The organism is Pseudomonas sp. LG1D9 (assembly GCF_002949995.1).
GTDB lineage: Bacteria > Pseudomonadota > Gammaproteobacteria > Pseudomonadales > Pseudomonadaceae > Aquipseudomonas > Aquipseudomonas proteolytica.
In genome coordinates this window covers 5,368,527-5,385,302 of sequence record NZ_CP026881.1, presented here as the reverse complement: position 1 = coordinate 5,385,302, position 16,776 = coordinate 5,368,527, and the positions used below count along the sequence as shown (strand labels likewise).

General features: G+C 61.9%; 10 protein-coding genes. 6 read left to right on the top strand and 4 right to left on the bottom strand.

The features are described from left to right. Positions 1–4: 4 nt before the first annotated feature. The 3 genes from C5F71_RS24900 to C5F71_RS24890 are packed head-to-tail and all read right to left on the bottom strand — an operon-like array spanning position 5 to position 4,080. A complete protein-coding gene (locus tag C5F71_RS24900; protein ID WP_104912215.1) occupies positions 5–1,420 on the bottom strand; it encodes an FGGY family carbohydrate kinase in 1,416 nt (471 codons plus the stop codon). A gap of 25 nt (positions 1,421–1,445) precedes the next feature. Next, entirely contained in the window at positions 1,446–2,684 is a 1,239-nt protein-coding gene (locus tag C5F71_RS24895) for an NAD(P)/FAD-dependent oxidoreductase (protein WP_104912214.1), read from the bottom strand. Continuing rightward, positions 2,671–4,080 (bottom strand): NAD(P)/FAD-dependent oxidoreductase, encoded by a 1,410-nt coding sequence (locus C5F71_RS24890; protein WP_104912213.1) that lies wholly within the window; start codon positions 4,078–4,080, stop codon positions 2,671–2,673. Before C5F71_RS24890 ends, C5F71_RS24895 begins: the two co-directional genes overlap by 14 nt. Before the next feature lie 625 nt (positions 4,081–4,705). Here C5F71_RS24890 and C5F71_RS24885 point away from each other — a divergent pair. The 4 genes from C5F71_RS24885 to C5F71_RS24870 all read left to right on the top strand — a co-directional run bounded on the left by C5F71_RS24885 (position 4,706) and on the right by C5F71_RS24870 (position 13,843). Beyond that, on the top strand, positions 4,706–5,221 hold the full coding sequence (locus C5F71_RS24885; RefSeq protein WP_092236264.1) for a sigma-70 family RNA polymerase sigma factor: 516 nt from the start codon (positions 4,706–4,708) through the stop codon (positions 5,219–5,221). Continuing rightward, positions 5,206–6,153, top strand: coding sequence for a FecR domain-containing protein (locus C5F71_RS24880; protein WP_235861037.1), 948 nt, complete (start codon positions 5,206–5,208; stop codon positions 6,151–6,153). Before C5F71_RS24885 ends, C5F71_RS24880 begins: the two co-directional genes overlap by 16 nt. 65 nt (positions 6,154–6,218) lie before the next feature. Continuing rightward, positions 6,219–8,630 carry a TonB-dependent siderophore receptor gene (locus C5F71_RS24875; protein ID WP_104912212.1) on the top strand — a complete coding sequence of 804 codons (2,412 nt, stop codon included), beginning with the start codon at positions 6,219–6,221 and terminating at the stop codon, positions 8,628–8,630. 218 nt (positions 8,631–8,848) lie between these two features. Next, positions 8,849–13,843: a glycosyltransferase family 32 protein gene (locus C5F71_RS24870; RefSeq protein WP_104912211.1), complete on the top strand. Its 4,995-nt coding sequence runs from the start codon at positions 8,849–8,851 to the stop codon at positions 13,841–13,843. 75 nt (positions 13,844–13,918) lie between these two features. On the opposite strand, the gene C5F71_RS24865 is transcribed toward C5F71_RS24870, so the two are convergent. Then, a complete protein-coding gene (locus C5F71_RS24865; protein ID WP_104912210.1) occupies positions 13,919–15,247 on the bottom strand; it encodes a PLP-dependent aminotransferase family protein in 1,329 nt (442 codons plus the stop codon). A gap of 91 nt (positions 15,248–15,338) precedes the next feature. On the opposite strand from C5F71_RS24865, the gene C5F71_RS24860 reads away from it, so the two are divergent. Both C5F71_RS24860 and C5F71_RS24855 read left to right on the top strand, forming a co-directional pair. Next, on the top strand, positions 15,339–16,229 hold the full coding sequence (locus C5F71_RS24860; protein ID WP_092236252.1) for a DMT family transporter: 891 nt from the start codon (positions 15,339–15,341) through the stop codon (positions 16,227–16,229). Positions 16,230–16,281: 52 nt separating this feature from the next. Then, positions 16,282–16,776 carry a PaaI family thioesterase gene (locus C5F71_RS24855; protein ID WP_029294528.1) on the top strand — a complete coding sequence of 165 codons (495 nt, stop codon included), beginning with the start codon at positions 16,282–16,284 and terminating at the stop codon, positions 16,774–16,776.

Below are 16,776 nucleotides of genomic sequence, written 5' to 3'. Positions count from 1 at the left end.
GCCGTCAGCGCCAGTCGCGGCAACGGGTCACCGCATCGCTGAACGTGGCACGCCACTGCTGGGCTTGCGCGGCACTGACTTTCGGGTGAAAGCTGGTGCTGGTATTACGCGGTGGCTTGAGGGCCACGCCAAGGCCTTTGGCTGCCAGCGCTGCGCAGCCGAACGCCGTCAGCTCATCGAAGCGCTGGGTGACGATGCAACGCTGCAAGGCATCAGCAAGGAACTGCGCAAAATATGGACTGCGCGCCAGGCCGCCATCGATGGACAGGTGATCGGTGACGCTGAGAAAACCGTCCATGGCCGTGATCACTTCAACACTGCGTAACGCCACGCCTTCCAGCACGGCCTGGCACATATCCTGGCGCGTGGTGCTGCCATTCATGCCCACCCACAGGGCCGCCGCGCTGCGGTCCCAGTGGGGGCAAGCGAGCCCGGACAACGCCGGCACAAACGCGAGTTGGCGACCAATGGCCGGCGGCTCGTCGAAGGCCGCCAGCTCTGAAAAATCGCTGAACAAGCCAAGCCGCCCGGCCCACTCCACGGCGGCGCTGGCATCGTAGACACCACCGTCCATGGCATACGTGGGTTTGCCGTCGATCTGCCAGGCGATGGTTGCCAGCAGGCCCTTGTCCGGCGCTCGGATGATCTGCTCGCCCGTCAAGGTCAGGGCGAACGCCCCCGTACCGTAGGTGATCTTGGCGTCGCCCTCGTTGCGGCAACCATGGCCATACAGTGAGGCTTGCTGGTCGACAATCGAGGCGGTGACCGGGGTGGCGCCGATCTCGCCAAAGTGGCCGACGGTGTCGCGGATCTGCGGCAACGTTTCCATGGGCACGCCAAACAGCTCGCAGAGTTGGCTGTCCCACTGCCCGGTCGAAAGGTTCATCAGCGAAGTGCGCGAGGCGGTCGTGACGTCGGTGGCAAAGACCCCGGTCAGGCGATCGAGAAAGTACGCATCGGTGGTGCCCAGGCGCAGCCGCCCGGCTTTCAAGGCGCTTTGCGCGGCCGGCAGGTTGCGTACGATCCAGGCCAGCTTGCTCGCCGAAAAGTACGGATCCAACGGTAACCCTGCACGCTCCAGGGTCAGGGCTTCGCCCCCGTCGCCGCGCAACTGGGCGATCTCGGCCGAGGTGCGATTGTCCTGCCAGACGATCACCGGGGATAACGGCTCGCCGGTCTTGGCATCCCACGCCAGGCAACTTTCACCCTGGTTGGCAATACCGATGGCATCCACCTGGCCGGTGGCCTCCAGGCAACGCTGCAGGTTATTGAGCAACTCCAGTGGGTCATGCTCCACCCAACCGGGGTGGGGATGGTGTTGCTGATGGCGCAACGAGAGCTGGATATCAGCAGACCCATTGTCACTCACCACCAGCACACGGGTGCTGGTGGTGCCTTGATCGAGCGCGGCAATCCGCATGTTAAAGACTCCTCGGCAGGTCTTGTTAGTGGCCGACAAAGTCGACTTCGAGTTGCTGTACGCCCTGGGGCAGGCTCAGGCCGGCGATGGGGATCAGGATCCGCCGTTCCGGCAACCAGCTGCCGGCACGCGACCAGATTTGCGTGCCATCGGCCCGTACCACCAGGCGCCCTTTCACCTCACGGCTGACCCGCAGTTGCAGGTGCTGCATACCCGCCACGGCAGACGGGCTCAGGCGTTGCGGCACGCAGAGTTTCAAGTCGCCCTGGCAGGCGATCTCGACGCTCGGCGCACCAGCCGGCAAGTGCCCCTGCAGGTCGCGGGCGATCATCGTAGCGATCTTATGGCCTTCGCGAAACGACCAGCCTGCCGTCTCGACAGGACGCAGCAGATTACCCGCGGCAAAGTAGGCCGGATCACTGCAGCGCCCGTATTGATCGATGTGCGGGCCACCGCTTTTCGGGTCAAGCCGCAGCTCGCTCAAGCGCACCAGGCTGGATTCGGGGGTGAACTGGCCGGTGAGCAGCACGCCGTCACAGTCAAAGGTGGTGGTCTGGCCGTCAGCCAGGCGCACGGTCGCACCCTCCACGCGCCCGGTGCCATGGATCTGCAGCAGTTGCGCGCCGAAATGCATCGGCACCCCGCACAACCGCGGAAACAGCGACAACGGCCAGCGCGCCGTGGCCCGCTGATTGGCCTCGATCATCGCCACCGGCTGGATCCCGGCACGTCGGCAGCTCATGACCGCCGACAGGCTGACCAACTCGGTACCGACAATTAACGGGCGCTCAAAGGGCTTGAGGTGCTCCAGGTACAGATAGGACTGGAACGCGCCGGTATTGATGACCCCCAGCGGGCGGTCGCCGCCCAGCAGGCGCGCCGAGCGCGGCGTTTCCCGGGCCCCGGTGGCGATCAACACCCGGCGTGCCTGGATAACCCTGGCGCCCTCCGGGCTGACCAGTTCCAGGCGCCCGCCCTCGCCCATCTGCGTCACCGAGTGCTTGACGCGGATCTGCACCCCCGCCTTCAACGCCTGCGCGACGTTTTTGCGCGCATAGGCCGGCCCCGTGTAGAGCCTGCCGTATTCACGCAGGCCAAAAGGCGGATGCCCACAATGGCGCGGGATACCACCCGCCTCGGGCTCACGCTCCAGCACCACGACCTTGTCGACGCCCAGCTTGCGCAGAGTGATCGCCGCCGACAGCCCCGACGGGCCGCCACCGATAATCGCGACATCAATGTTTTCGACTTCAATGGGCTGCATGACAAACACCTGTTGCAAGGGGAACGGCCAGATGGCCAGCGCTCAACTGCGCCACTCGCGCGCCACAATAAAAGCCCTGGCAGCGCCCCATACAGGCCCGCGTGCGGCGCTTCAAACCACCCAGGTCACCGGGCGGCAGCGCACTGGCCAAGGCATTCTCGATTTCCCGCAGCGTCACCATTTCACAGTGGCAGACGATTTCGCCGTAGCCCGGGCGCTGGTAATCGCGCGGCAAATGTTCGGCAAGGTTGGGCAATGTCGGCCATTGCAGGATTTGCGCAGGGACCGGTGTGTGCTCGCGTTGATAAAGGCTGAACACGTGCCGGGCAATGCCCAGCGCCGCGGTCAGGCCGGTGGAGCGGATGCCGCCGACGCTGATCCAGTTCTTGCCTTCGACCCGCTGCACCCGGTACTCCTTCTTTTCCGTGGCCGGGCGCAGCGCGGCATAAGTGGCGGTGACCGGCATGCCGTCGAGCGCCGGAATCCGCTCGACGGCGGCGTCCACCAATTGGCGCAGCACATCGCCGTCGAGGCCGGCGTGCACGCGGTCTTCCTGTTCTTCGGCGGTCGGCCCCACCAGCAGATTGCCGTAGACCGTACGGGTCAACACGATGCCTTTGGTGCGTTCATTGGGCACCGGCAGGATGATGTTGCCCAGATAGCGCGCGGCGGCCTTGTCGAACACCACGAACTGACCTTTGCGCGGGTGAATGGAAAAGCTCGATGCGCCCAGCAACTGTTGCTCGAGCACATCGCCAAACAACCCGGCGCAGTTGATGATCGTGCGCCCGCGGATAAACCCGTTGGTGGTCTCCAGGGCCCAGAGTTCGCCGTCGAAATAACCGCCATTGACCTCGGTATTGAAGCGCACCTGTGCCCCATGGATCATCGCCTGGAGCAGATACCCCAGGGGCGCCGACCACGGGTCGATCAGAAACTCACCGGGCACCTCGACCGCCCCCAGCGCATTGTGTGCCAGGTTCGGCTCCAGGGCGCGCACCCGCTCGCGGCCGATCAGGCGGACATCGGCAATCCCATTGGCGTGCGCCTGCTCGACGATGCCTTGCAGCTTGCCCAGGTCCTCCTCGTTCCAGGCCACCACCATCGCGCCGGTCTTGAGCAGCGGCAGCGACATCTTCTGGTGGATCTGCAGGTATTCCTGGTAGCCGTCCTTCATGCATTGCAGCTCCAGGCTGCCGGTTGGCGCATCGAAGCCGGTGTGCAAAATCGCGCTATTGCCTTTGCTCGCTCCAGACAGAATGTCCGGGCTTTTTTCCAGCAACAGCACCCGCGCCCCTTCCAGGGTAAAGCGCCGGACCATCGCGCATCCCACAACGCCACCGCCAACAACGATGACGTCATAGATACCACTCTGATTCGGGAAGGGTTTGGTCATGATCAAGCCTATGGTGAAGTGAGCGCAGGATGTGCCCGGGATAGGTGCAGGGCATATGCCACTGACTGAACCCAGGTTGGAATGACCGATTGGCCAAGGCGGTTCATTCACAGCCCAGCGGCTGCGTCGTCGGTCGCGCCCAACCTCCCAGGCAAACACCGAGTGTTTATTGATGCCGGCGCTTTAAACGCAACGAGGAAAAACTGACCGATTCGTTGCGCATAACCCCGGCTCGGTCAAAACGACGTTACTGTGGATTCGGTCAATACGCCAAAAAAGTGCTACCCAACTACCCGCCAACATCAAGCATTGCTACTTTTTCACACCAAACCTGCCTAGATTGCAGTTTACAGAGCTGGCGTAAAGGGGTTTTCGAGCGTTCATTGATTCAATATCGCCAGCCATTGCGACTGTTCAGTCATTCAATCCAAATAATATTGACCGATTTACAACCACTAACCACATAGAATCCGAGGTATTAACCAATGCCGCCTCCAGAAGTTTTTTGGCTACCTCTATAAAGACGTCGAAAGGACCGTTCCTGAGACCAAGCTTGCCTCGCCCATTGCAGCTCTCCGCCAGAAACAACTAGAATAAGATTAATTCCCACTTACGAATTTTTCGCATGAAACCAGCCCAGCCCGCCGAAGCCGCGACGCTTGAAGCCCTGTACCGCGGCTACCACGGCTGGCTGTTGAGCTGGCTGCGCCGCCGCGTGGATTGCTCCCATCACGCCGCCGATGTGGCGCACGACACCTTTATCCGCCTGCTGTCGGCCGGGCCCTACGTGGCGCCCCGCGAGCCGCAGGCCTACCTCGCCACCGTGGCCCGCCGTCTGTTGATGGACCGCAATCGCCGGCGCCGCCTGGAGCGGGCCTACCAGGACGAACTGGAACGCTGCGCCCAGTACCTTGAGCAGGCGCCCTCGCCCGAGCAGATCCTGCAGGCAGTGCAAGTGCTCGAAACGATTGACCGGGCCCTGGCGCGCATGAAGCCGCGGATCCGCGAGACCTTTATCCTGCGCCACCTCGATGGCCTGGATCAGGCCCAGATCGCCGAACGTCTGGGGGTTTCGTTACGCACCGTGCAACAGGACCTGGTGCACGCCCTGCTGGCCTGCGACGCGTGCGCCCAGCCGTGAATGCGGCCATCCTGCGCGAGGCTGCCCAATGGCTGGTACGCCTCGACCATCAGGCCGACGCCGCCAGCCAGCAGGCCTTCCATGCCTGGCTCGCCGCCGACCCACAACATCCACTGGCTATCGCGCGCCTGCAAGGCCACCTGTCGCCCCTCAAGCAGGCTCCGGCCCGTGCAGCATTGCGCCGGGCACGCCAACCGAAAGCGATCAAGGGCCTGGCCCTGAGCCTGTTGATCGGCCTGCTCGCCCTGCCGGCCTATCAGTACAGCCAGCGCGGCTATCTGTTCGCCGACCTCAGCACCGCCAGCGGCCAATGGCAGCAACAACGCCTGGCCGATGGCAGCACCCTGCAACTGGATGGTGGTTCGGCGGTGGACCTGGACTTTGACGCCAACCAACGCCGGGTGCGCCTGCTGCACGGTGAATTACTGGTGGACGTGGCCAAGGATGCCCAGCGCCCGTTTTATGTCGATACCCCGCAAGGCAGCATTCGCGCCCTGGGCACGCGCTTTATCGTCGAACGCAGTGGCGAGGCAACGGTGGTCAGGATGCTCGAATCGTCTACGCGCATCGACAGCGCCACCCAGCAATTGACCCTCAACCCCGGCCAGCGCGTACGACTCGATGCACAAGGCCCGGGCAACGTAGAAAAATTCGATGCCCGCGCCCACGAAGCGGCCTGGAACACCCATCAGTTGCTGGCCAACGACGAGCCCCTGGCGGATGTGCTGGAGCGCCTGGGCCGCCATCGCAGCGGCCTGTTGTTGTTCGATCGCCAGGCCCTGCAAGGCCTGCGGGTCACGGTAATGCTGCCGTTCGACGACCCGGCGCGCGCCTTGCGCCTGCTCCAGCGCACGCTGCCGATCGAGGTCAGCAGCTACACCCCATGGGTCACTCGCGTGTCGTTGAAAAACAGCGCGAACAATTCTCAATAAAGTCTGCGTGTTTTCGGTTTTGCCGCGTCCTTTCCTTGGCCAACATCCAAAGGAGCACCGATTACATGTCTTCCAACCCCTCCACCCGTGGCAGCCTGCTGCTGGCCAGCCGCTTGCTGCTTGGCTGCCTGCCGCTGGCACTGCCGGCCTTTGCCTACGCGCAGCAACAGGTCCAGGCCTTCGATATAGCCCCTGGCCCCCTCAGCGAAGTCCTGAGCCGTTACGCCCAGGCTGCCGGCGCACCGATTGCGTTCCAGTCGCAACAGGTGGCTGGCGTGAACAGTGCTGGCGTGCGCGGCAGCTACAACGTGGAGGATGGCTTTGCCAAGGTCCTGGAAGGCACCGGCTTCGCCGCGCAGGCCAGTGCCGATGGCTACCAGTTGCAGGCACTGCCCCAAGCCAATGGCACCCTGGCACTGGCTGCCACCGAGATCACCTCCAACCAATTGGGCACCGTCACCGAGGGCACCGGGTCCTACACCCCGGGCACCATCGCCACCGCCACGCGCATGGTCCTGACGCCCAAGGAGACCCCACAGTCGATCACCGTGATCACCCGCCAGCACATGGACGACTTCGGCCTCAACGCCATTGACGATGTGATGCGCCACACCCCCGGCATCACCGTGTCGACCTATGACAGCGAGCGCACCAACTATTTTGCCCGTGGGTTTTCCATCGAAAACTTCCAGTACGACGGCATCCCCACCCTGCGCAACTCGGCCTACTCGTCGGGGCAGACCCTGACCGACATGGCGATCTACGACCGCGTGGAGATTCTCAAGGGCGCCACCGGCCTGCTGACCGGTGCCGGGGCGCCGGGCGCGACCCTCAACCTGATCCGCAAAAAGCCCACCCGCGACTTCAAGGCCAGTATCGAACTGGGTGCCGGCAGCTGGGACAACTACCGCTCCCAAGTCGACGTCAGCGGCCCACTCACCGACAGCGGCAATATCCGTGGGCGCGCCGTGGCGGCCTATCAGGACAAGCATTCGTTCATGGAACGCTACCAGCGCAAGACCAGCGTCTACTTCGGCTCGCTGGAAGCGGACCTCGACGACGACACCTTGCTGACCGTGGGCTTTGACTATCAGAACAACGATCCGCAAAGCTCGGGCTGGTCCGGCAGCCGACCGTTGTTCAACACCAACGGCGACCGCATCGACGTCAAGCGCTCGTACAACAACGGCGCCAAGTGGAGCCGCTGGGAACAGTACAACCGGGGTGCCTTCGCCACCCTGGAGCGCAGCTTCGCCAACGGCTGGGTAGCCAAGGCGCAAGTGACCCACCAACTCAGCGGCTACGACGCGCCCCTGGGTTCGATCCAGAGTGCGCCGAGCCCCGACACTGGCCTGTCGACGGTGTATGCCAACAAATTCACCGGCCTGACCCGCGCCAATTCCGCCGATGTATACCTCAGCGGCCCGTTCAGCCTGCTGGGCCGTGAGCATGAACTGGTCGTGGGCGCCTCGGCCTCCAACTCCCACTGGAAAGGCAAGGACTACGGCAGCCCCACACACGCCAATGGCAAAGTGGTGGACTTCTGGAACTTCGATGGCAATTTTGCCGAACCTGACTGGGGCGCGCCCACCTACATCAACGACCTGACCACCCGCCAAAGCGCGGGCTACATGACCTCGCGCTTCAGCCTGGCCGACCCGCTGAACCTGTTCCTTGGCGGCCGCGTCGCCAACTACAAACTGCGCGGCACCGACGACTCCACGGAAACCGGGCGGTTGGTGCCCTACGCCGGGGTGACCTATGACCTGAACGAAAACTTCACCGCCTACGCCAGCTACACCGACATCTTCATGCCGGAAAGCTACAACCGCGACCGTAACAACAAGCTGCTGGAGCCCTCCGAAGGCAAGAACTACGAGGGCGGTATCAAGGGTGAATTCTTCAACGGCCGACTCAATACCAGCCTGGCCTATTTTGAAGTACACCAGAGCAACCGTGCAGAACCCGACGCCGAATACAACGCCGCGCCGACCAACCCGTCCGTGGGTTATGCCTCCAAGGGCATCGAAGCCAAGACCAAGGGTTTTGAAGCAGAAATGTCCGGGGAACTGGCGCCCGGCTGGCAGGCCCAGGCCGGTTACACCCACAAGATCATCCGCGACGAAAGCGGCAAGAAAGTCTCGACCTGGGAGCCGCAGGACCAGCTCAGTTTCTACACCACGTACAAACTCAAGGGCCCCCTGGACCGCCTGACCGTAGGTGGTGGTGCGCGCTGGCAGAGTCGCAGCTGGCAAGAGCTGTACAACCGCTACAAAAGCAAAAATGAAGAGTTTGCCCAGGAAGCCTACTGGCTGGTGGACGTGATGGCGCGTTATCAGGTGACCGAGAATCTATCGGCGACCCTGAACCTGAACAACGCCTTCGACAAGAAGTACTACACCAACATCGGCTTCTATAACACCGCTTATTACGGTGACCCGCGCAACGTGATGCTCACCACGCGCTGGAGCTTCTGAGCTACACGCAGGGTTTAGGTGTCGCGTAGATCCCTGGTTTTCAACGCTCGATTGCAGCGGTTGAAAACCAGGTTTTTTTTTGCTTCAGAACAATCCCATGAAACATAAGGCAAATGGTCTGTTGGCCGAGCGAGGGAATCAACCTGCGGGAAATCGCTACACACGGTTGAGACCACAACCGCCGTAGCCCCTTCTCGTACCTTCAGGCAGCAGACCTTATGACCACTGTTTCCAATCGCCTCCCCGCACACTCCAACCCGCTCGCCTTAGCCAATCCTGCCCAGGCGCTGACGCTCGCTCGACCCAAGCGTGATGCCCCACCGCCGGCGCAATCGCCCCAAAGTGCGCGCGCTGAAGGTGATCGCGCATTGGCCATGGAGTACCACTCGGCGCTGATCCTGGCCGCCAATCGCGAGAAAAATGTCACGATCAACACCATTGCGCCAGACTCCACCTTCGGCCAGTGGTGGGCGCACTTGCGAGACACCTTCAAATCCCCCGACGTGCGTCAGTGGATGGACGAAAAAGGCATCAGCCCGGACTCCATCACCCTCAATCTGAATACCGGCGAAATTTCTTTCACGCGCCGACGTCATCTTGATCCCGAACAAAAGCGTCACACCCTTGGGCAAGACGACAGGCACTGGGCCGCGATCAGCGGGCCAATCCTGCAGGCCGCACGGGTGATTGATGCCGGCCACGGCGATACCACCTTCACCCCCCCGCTAAGCGACGTTGACCAGCCGGTTCCCTATTCGCTCGTGGGCAATTTTTACAATGAGCCGCAGAACCTGACCGGGCCGTCCATGCGCCGGCGTGCAGAAGAGATAGACCGGGCTCAAGGGTTCAAGCAACTTGATCCGGCAACCGCAGGCACGTTGATTCAAGCGCGCAGCGACAACGCGCTCCAGGTCCAGAAGGCCTACCTGGGCGACGTCTACAACCGCAGCCAGGCCAGCAACCAACTGCGTCACCTGGCGACCACCGTAAAAGACGGCGCCCACAGTGCCGGACAAATCGAAGACGAATTGAAGAACAGGACCGTCAGCCTGTCATTCGACGGCAGCTATCAGCCCGCCAATCGCGGCACCTGGAATGAGATCAGCCTGCTGCAATTGCTGCAGGATCACGGCTGGGATATCCCCACCACCCACCAACAACTGGAAAACCTGGCAACTGCCCTCGGCACCCCGCCCCCCCAGGCTGCCCCCCATGGCAACCTGGGCGGTGCGCTGGCCTGGCCCGCCCCTCTTGACGAAGACAGCCAGGCACAACTGCGCACGGACATAAGCGCCGGCAAGTTCGGCAATGTCTCGTTATCGCCCTTCAGGAGCGTGCTCGACTATCTGCTGAACAACCGACCGATCACCCCTGAAGAGCTGCGCAATCCACGCCTGTTGATTGCCAACTTGATCAATTCGCCCAGGGGCCAGCAACTGGGGAACGCCATCGCATCCACATTCGAGGCGCGCAGCATCAAAGGCACTGCCAACGACTGGACCCTGGCGGCGATGAACGAGGAGCTGGACAGCGGCACGGGTAAACCGCCCAGCGAGATCCAGGGTTACCGACTGATCTCGCCGGCCAATACCGGCAAGTCGCCCGCCACCATCATCGAGGAATTGGCTGCCCACCTGCTCGACGTCGACCGAGCGTCGTCGCCGGAGAAGGCCCTGGTCCAGGCGCACTTGTTACTGGCCAACCGGGCGCCCGCCTTCCTGGTCAAGGACATTCCCAAACAGGTGGTGGTGGGCACCCACAGCTGGGTCAGCTTCGTCACAGCGACCGCGCGCATTGAAGCAAAAGCGCCAGGGGCAACGGCAACCATGACCTACGCGCAAGTCATGCTCGAAGCCGAGACAGCGCCGATCACCGATGAAGAGCGCCAGGTTGAATATGCCGCGCAGAACGAAGCGATCAAAGACTGGGGAGTCGCCAACGGCATGCGTTACCCCGTGACCAAAGCCGAAGTCGATGCCGTGCGCGAGGCCTTCAATGCGCAGGTTCGCGAGCTACGCGAAGCCGCCGAATCGCCCCCCTCAGAGATGCCTACGACCAAGGCCATAGCCCTGGAGCAGTTGAAGAAAGCGCTGCCGGACATGGACCCGGCACTGTTCGAAAAAAAATGCATCGACTCGCAGCCATCCAGCAGGTTCTTTCCCGGCCCCTACTCGATACTGGATCTGTATATCGATGGCCGCGCACTGCTTGGCGCGCCGGTCTCGGCCGATAACTGGGGCGAATTTGGCCGGGATGTTGTGAAGGTTGTGACACTTGACCAAGTCAAGATTCCCGGTGACGGCCGACCGGCGGCCTGGGTCTCATCCTCGAGTGCAGTCGACTTCAACAAGGTTTTACCCAAGCTCAAAGACCTGCCGCGCCCTCTGGAAATCTTCAAAAAGACATTTGCTGATTACGCCCACACCGTCAAAAAAACTACGTCGGCGCAGATAAAGCTGCTTATCTCGAAACTGCCGCTGGAAGATCGGGAGAACCTGGAGTTCGGCAAAATATCCATCCGCAAGGAAATACGCTACTACCACGTCAATCAACCGATTCGTGTGGAACCAGGTGTTTTGCTGGTCAAGACCGAACGCAATGGCAAGGTCATGACCTACGCCATCGACCGGTTGAAAGGCACGGTGACTCGACGGCCAGACCAGGCCTACAAGGAGTTCGAGCCCCGCAGCGGCGTTGTGCTCTCCCCGGAAGGTAAACGCTTTGATACGGTCACACCGATGGGGCAATCTTCGCCCGCAATAACAGGTGAACAGCCAGCGGCACACAGCGCACCCAACAGTTTCAGTAGTCCCAGGACCCAGTACATTGCCGATGCGATAATCACCGATATGGAACTGCCGGCGGTCGAGGCCTACGCCAAAGGCGCAACAACCTTTCAGACAGAAGTACCGGCGTACAAAATCCTTGAAGAAGTGGCGTTGAATCTGATCCCGTTCCGCTCCGCGATAAAGAACTTTATCGACGGAAAAGTCGGTAACGGCATTGTCGACCTGGCCTTTGATATCTTCGGTTTCGCCGTGGGCCTGGGGGCTGCGGCCAAAGGCGCGAAAGCGCTGGCTGTCGGGGCCTCGACCCTTTCAAAAGTTGCCAACACCGGCAAGATCCTTGGCCGGGCGGCAATCGGCGCGCTCAACCCATTGGGCGGTGTGGATGACTTGGCCCGCGGCGTGGTGAGCCTGGGGCGTACCGCTCACAAGGGAGTTAAATCCCTGCGCGGTTCTTACCGCAGCATCAATCTGCTTGAACTGGCCAAAAAACCCGACCTGGCCGAAGGCACTTACAAGGCGCTCAATGGCGCCGCTGAAAGCAGAACCCTGGCTAAATTCGATGAGGTGACCCACAAGTGGTACGCCTTTGACCCACGTACAAAACAGGCCTACGGCAAAGCCCTGGAAAAATTTGCGGTGGATACCCCCAAGGCAAATGACCCCAACAGCCTGCGTGCTATCGGCAGCCAGGATGGCACCCAAGCGGCAAGCCAAGAGCATGGTTTGGCGGCCACCGGCACGTTCAAGGTTGGGCAAGAAACGGTTGAGGGCCCGGTGGTGATGTTCCAAGGCAACTGGCATCAATACGACACGCTGAAAAAACGCGCCTTCGGCCCGCCGCTAAAAGACTTCAAAGCCAATCAGGTGGCCGCCAATGGCGAGGTGCGATCGCTCAACACCGACTTATTGGGTTATGAAGCCAAACATATCGCGCTAGACGAGCTCCAGCTCAAGGGCCCACAGAGCAATATCTATGTGGGCCGCAGCCGCAAGGAATATGTAAAAGTCGATGGGCAGTTGTATGAGTCGCGTTTGAGCGAAGGCCAGCGCGTGATCCGTCACGCGGGCGGCGCAGGCCCGGATATCCCCGTGCGGGACCTCGGTGCCGGCGGATGGGAACCCACCTCACGCAGCCAGCGTCTGCTCGGCGGTGCGGGAAATGCGCCCACGCCCTGGAAGCTTGGAGACAGCACTTATGTCGTGCCGATAGACGACATCAAAGTCACCAATAATCCACTTTCCCCCTACTCGCTCAACTACAAGGGCGTGGACCATAGCGTCACCTTCGACAGTTCAGCCGGTGCATGGAAAGCCACCAACGTCTCGACCGGCATTGAGGCGCACAGCGCTACGTATTTCTGGAGAAGTGGCAAAGGCAAATGGCAGCGGGGGCCGTTCAGTGAGTTGAAAAAGGCCAAGCAGACTGACGCCCATCACTTCAAGTTTGTAGATGTTGCCGCGCCGACAACGGTTTCCATCCCCAAAGATATAAAGCCCCTGCCCCAACAGCTGCACTATTTTTGGGCCGGGCAGGATATCCCACCAAACCTGGTGAAAAACATGGCCAACAATGCAGCCAAGGCCCCGGGGTACAAATCCATCCTGCACGTGGATGCCGACACCCCCGCCATCTTTCAAAAAATAAAAGCTGACCTGGAGCGCAAAGCCCCTGGCCTGACCGTGATGAACCTCAATGACGATGAGGTGTTCAAGCAACTGAAAAATGGTGAGATGTACAACTACTTTCGCCAAGGACAAGGCAAAAACCTGGCGGCGGCCTCGGATGTCGCGCGCTATCCGATCATGAACAAATACGGCGGCATTTATCTCGATACCGATGATGTGATCCAAGCCAACATCGGCAGTACCGTATTGAATGCCGGAGCGAATGACGTCCTCCTTAATCGGCCTGTTGCCCATAGCCTTACGGACTACAAACCGTTCTACAACACCAGCAACTTTGCAACGCAACCTGGCAACCCGGTGATTAGCCAGGTGATCGCCGATATGGACAAACGATTTGCCGAGAACAAGGCCTATTTCGCCGCTAATCGGCCCACGGTTTCCAGAGGGGCCGATGGTCAGGTGCAATACACCCCGGAATTCGCTGCCTATGAGCGCAAGATTTTCGATACGGTGGGCCCCAACCTGTTCAATGACACCCTCAAATCGAAACGACCGGACATGTACGACCTGGGCTTTGATGGCATCACCAAAGAATCAAAGCTCGTCGACGGGCAGCTCGTCTCATCCGGGCCAATTGTCAACATCGAAGCCAACGCTCGCAATTACTACCAAAGCAAAGGCATTACCCCACCCGACCTGCTCGGCCTACAGGTGCTAAGGGCCAAGGAGCATTACATGCCGCTGTACCACCAGTTCAAAGTCAAGATTGGCGCTGAACACTCCTGGATCAATGCCTAACGGCCGAACCGTGCACCGTTCGACCCTCGCCACGGCGAGCGAGGGTCGAACGGGCTTTACGCCCCTCGGCCAATCTCAATAACCCGCCACCACCCATCGCACCCTCAGCAACGCTGCACGCAGCGCGTTTTTGTCCACCGACCCCAGCGCCAGGCGAATCGCATGGGGCACATGCTCGGACACCGCAAAGGGCTCTGCGCCAGACACCGAAATATTCTCCCGTGCCAGCGCCATGGTGATCTGATCGGCCCGCGCGTCTTCCCCCAGCGGCAACCATAAAAAATACGACGCGGGATGGGCAATGTAGTCCAGCCCCGCCAGCACCTGGGCCGCCAATGCCTGCCGGGCCTTTGCGTCCTGGCGCTTTTGCGCCTCAAGTTGCAGCACCGTGCCATCGTCGATCCAGCCCGCCGCAATGGCCGTCATCACCCCAGGCGCATTCCACACGGTGGCCATGATCGTGCGCTCCAGGGCCGGCACCCACTCAAGTGGCGCCGCCACGAATCCGACGCGCAGGCCCGTGGCAACGCTCTTGGACAAGCCACCGATGTACAGCGTGCGCTCCGGCGCCAACTGCGCCAGCGGTGGCGGCGCGTGTTCGGCGAGGAAGGCGTAGGCCGCGTCCTCCAATAGAATCAGCCCATGCTCACGGGCGATGCGCACCAGTTGCTGGCGCGTTTGAAGGTCCAGGACCCACCCCAGGGGATTGTGCAATGTCGGCATGCAATACAGCGCCCGCACGGGGCGCCGCCGACAGACCTGTTCAAGCGCAGCAAGATCAGGACCACGGGGCGTGACCGGGATCGCGACGGTCTCCAGGTGCAGCGTCTCGGCCAGCACCTTGAACCCCGAATAGGTCAGTGCGTCCACCGCCACCACATCGCCCGGCTTGAGCTTGGCCATCATGCTGACCGCCAACCCATGCTGCGCGCCGCTGACCACCAACACCTGCTCGGCCGCGACGCTTAAACCGCGGTGCAGCAGATGCCGCGCCATCGCCGCCCGTTCGTGCAAGCGCCCGGCTTGGGGCTGGTAGCGCAACAGCGCTTGCAGATCGCCCGACAACGCCAACTGGCGGAACGCAGTGCGCAGCAGGTCAGCCTGGCCCGGCAAGGACGGATAATTGAAGTTCAGGTCAACCATGCCCGCCGCCACGGCAACCTGCCCAACGCCCTGGCCCGGCGCCAGGGCGATCTCACGTACAAACGTACCGCGTCCGGTCTCGCCGCTGACCAGGCCCATGGCCTCCAGTTCGCTGTACACCCGGCTGGCCGTGACCAGCGCCAGGCCGTGGCTGGCCGCCAATTGGCGGTGGGTCGGCAGGCGGGTGCCGGGCACCAGGGTGCCAGCACGGATATCCCGCGCAAAGGCGTCCACCAAGGTTTTGTAACGGGCACGGGGCATGGGCGATGTATCCATGACAATTTTTTGATTGCCCCAATCTTCAGTCCTAGGATGCCGGTCACGCAACCCTCACTTATCGAGCACGCCCTGCATGGAACAGACTTCCCGGATTATCACTGCCCAACACAGCCGCAGCGGCTGGATCAATGGCTTGCTTGGCGTGCTGATATTCAGCGGCTCGCTACCGGCCACGCGGGTCGCGGTGCTGGAGTTCGACCCGGTGTTTCTCACCGTGGCCAGGGCCACTCTCGCCGCCATGGCGGGCCTGTGCCTGCTGTGGCTGCTCAAGGCCAGGCGGCCGACGCGCGAGCAATGGGCACCGTTGCTGATTGTCGCCCTCGGCGTGGTGCTCGGTTTCCCGCTCCTGACCGCGCTGGCCTTGCAGTCTGTGACGTCCGCCCATTCCATCGTGTTTATCGGCTTGCTGCCCCTGGCCACTGCCGTGTTCGGCGTACTGCGCGGCGGCGAGCGGCCGCGGCCGGTGTTCTGGTTGTTTTCGATCCTCGGCAGCCTGCTGGTCATGGGTTATGCCCTGGCGCAGGGCTTGAACGCCGCGCCCATCGCCGATCTGCTGATGCTGTTGGCCGTGCTGGCCTGCGGGCTGGGTTACGCCGAAGGAGGCAAGCTGTCGCGCACCCTCGGCGGTTGGCAGGTGATCTGTTGGGCGCTGGTGGTGGCGCTACCCGTGGTGGCGCCGCTGACGTTACTCCTGGCGCCCTCCTCCTTCGTCGGGATCAGCCTGCCGGCCTGGTTCAGCCTGGGCTACGTCGCGTTGTTCAGCATGTTGATCGGCTTCGTGTTCTGGTACCGCGGACTGGCCCAGGGCGGTATCGCCGCCGTCGGCCAGTTACAGTTGCTGCAACCGTTCTTCGGCCTGGCGCTGGCCGCCAGCCTGCTGCATGAACAGGTAAGCCTGGGCATGCTGGCCGTGACCGTCGCGGTGATTGCCTGCGTGGCCGGGGCGAAGAAGTTTGCACGTTAGGGGCGTGCGCCTTTAGGCTCAGGGATTGGCCAAAGAACAATAAGGATCGACGATGCACACCCCTTCCCTGCAAGACACCACCGCGCCGGACGGCGTCTGTTACGGCTGCGGACCGCGCAATGCCCATGGGCTGCACATCAAGAGCCGTTGGGCTGAGGACGGCATCCATATCGTCGCCGAGCACCTGCCCGAGGCCCAATACTGCGGCTGGCCGGACCTGGTCTACGGTGGCCTGATCGCCATGTTGGTGGATTGCCATTCCAACTGGACCGCCATGGCCTATCACTACCGTGCCGAACAGCGCGAACCGGGCGAGTTGCCGCGCATCGACTGCGTGACTGGCAACCTGGGCATCAAATTTATCAAGCCGACCCCAATGGGTGTGCCACTGGCCTTACGCGCCAGGGTCGAGGGTGAGGTCGGGCGCAAAAGCCGCGTGGTGTGCGAGGTGTACGCCGATGGTGTGCTGACGGCGATTGGCGATTCGATCTTCGTGCGGGTCGATACCGGGCGCCTGGCGGACACCGCCCATGGCCGGCAAGCCTGA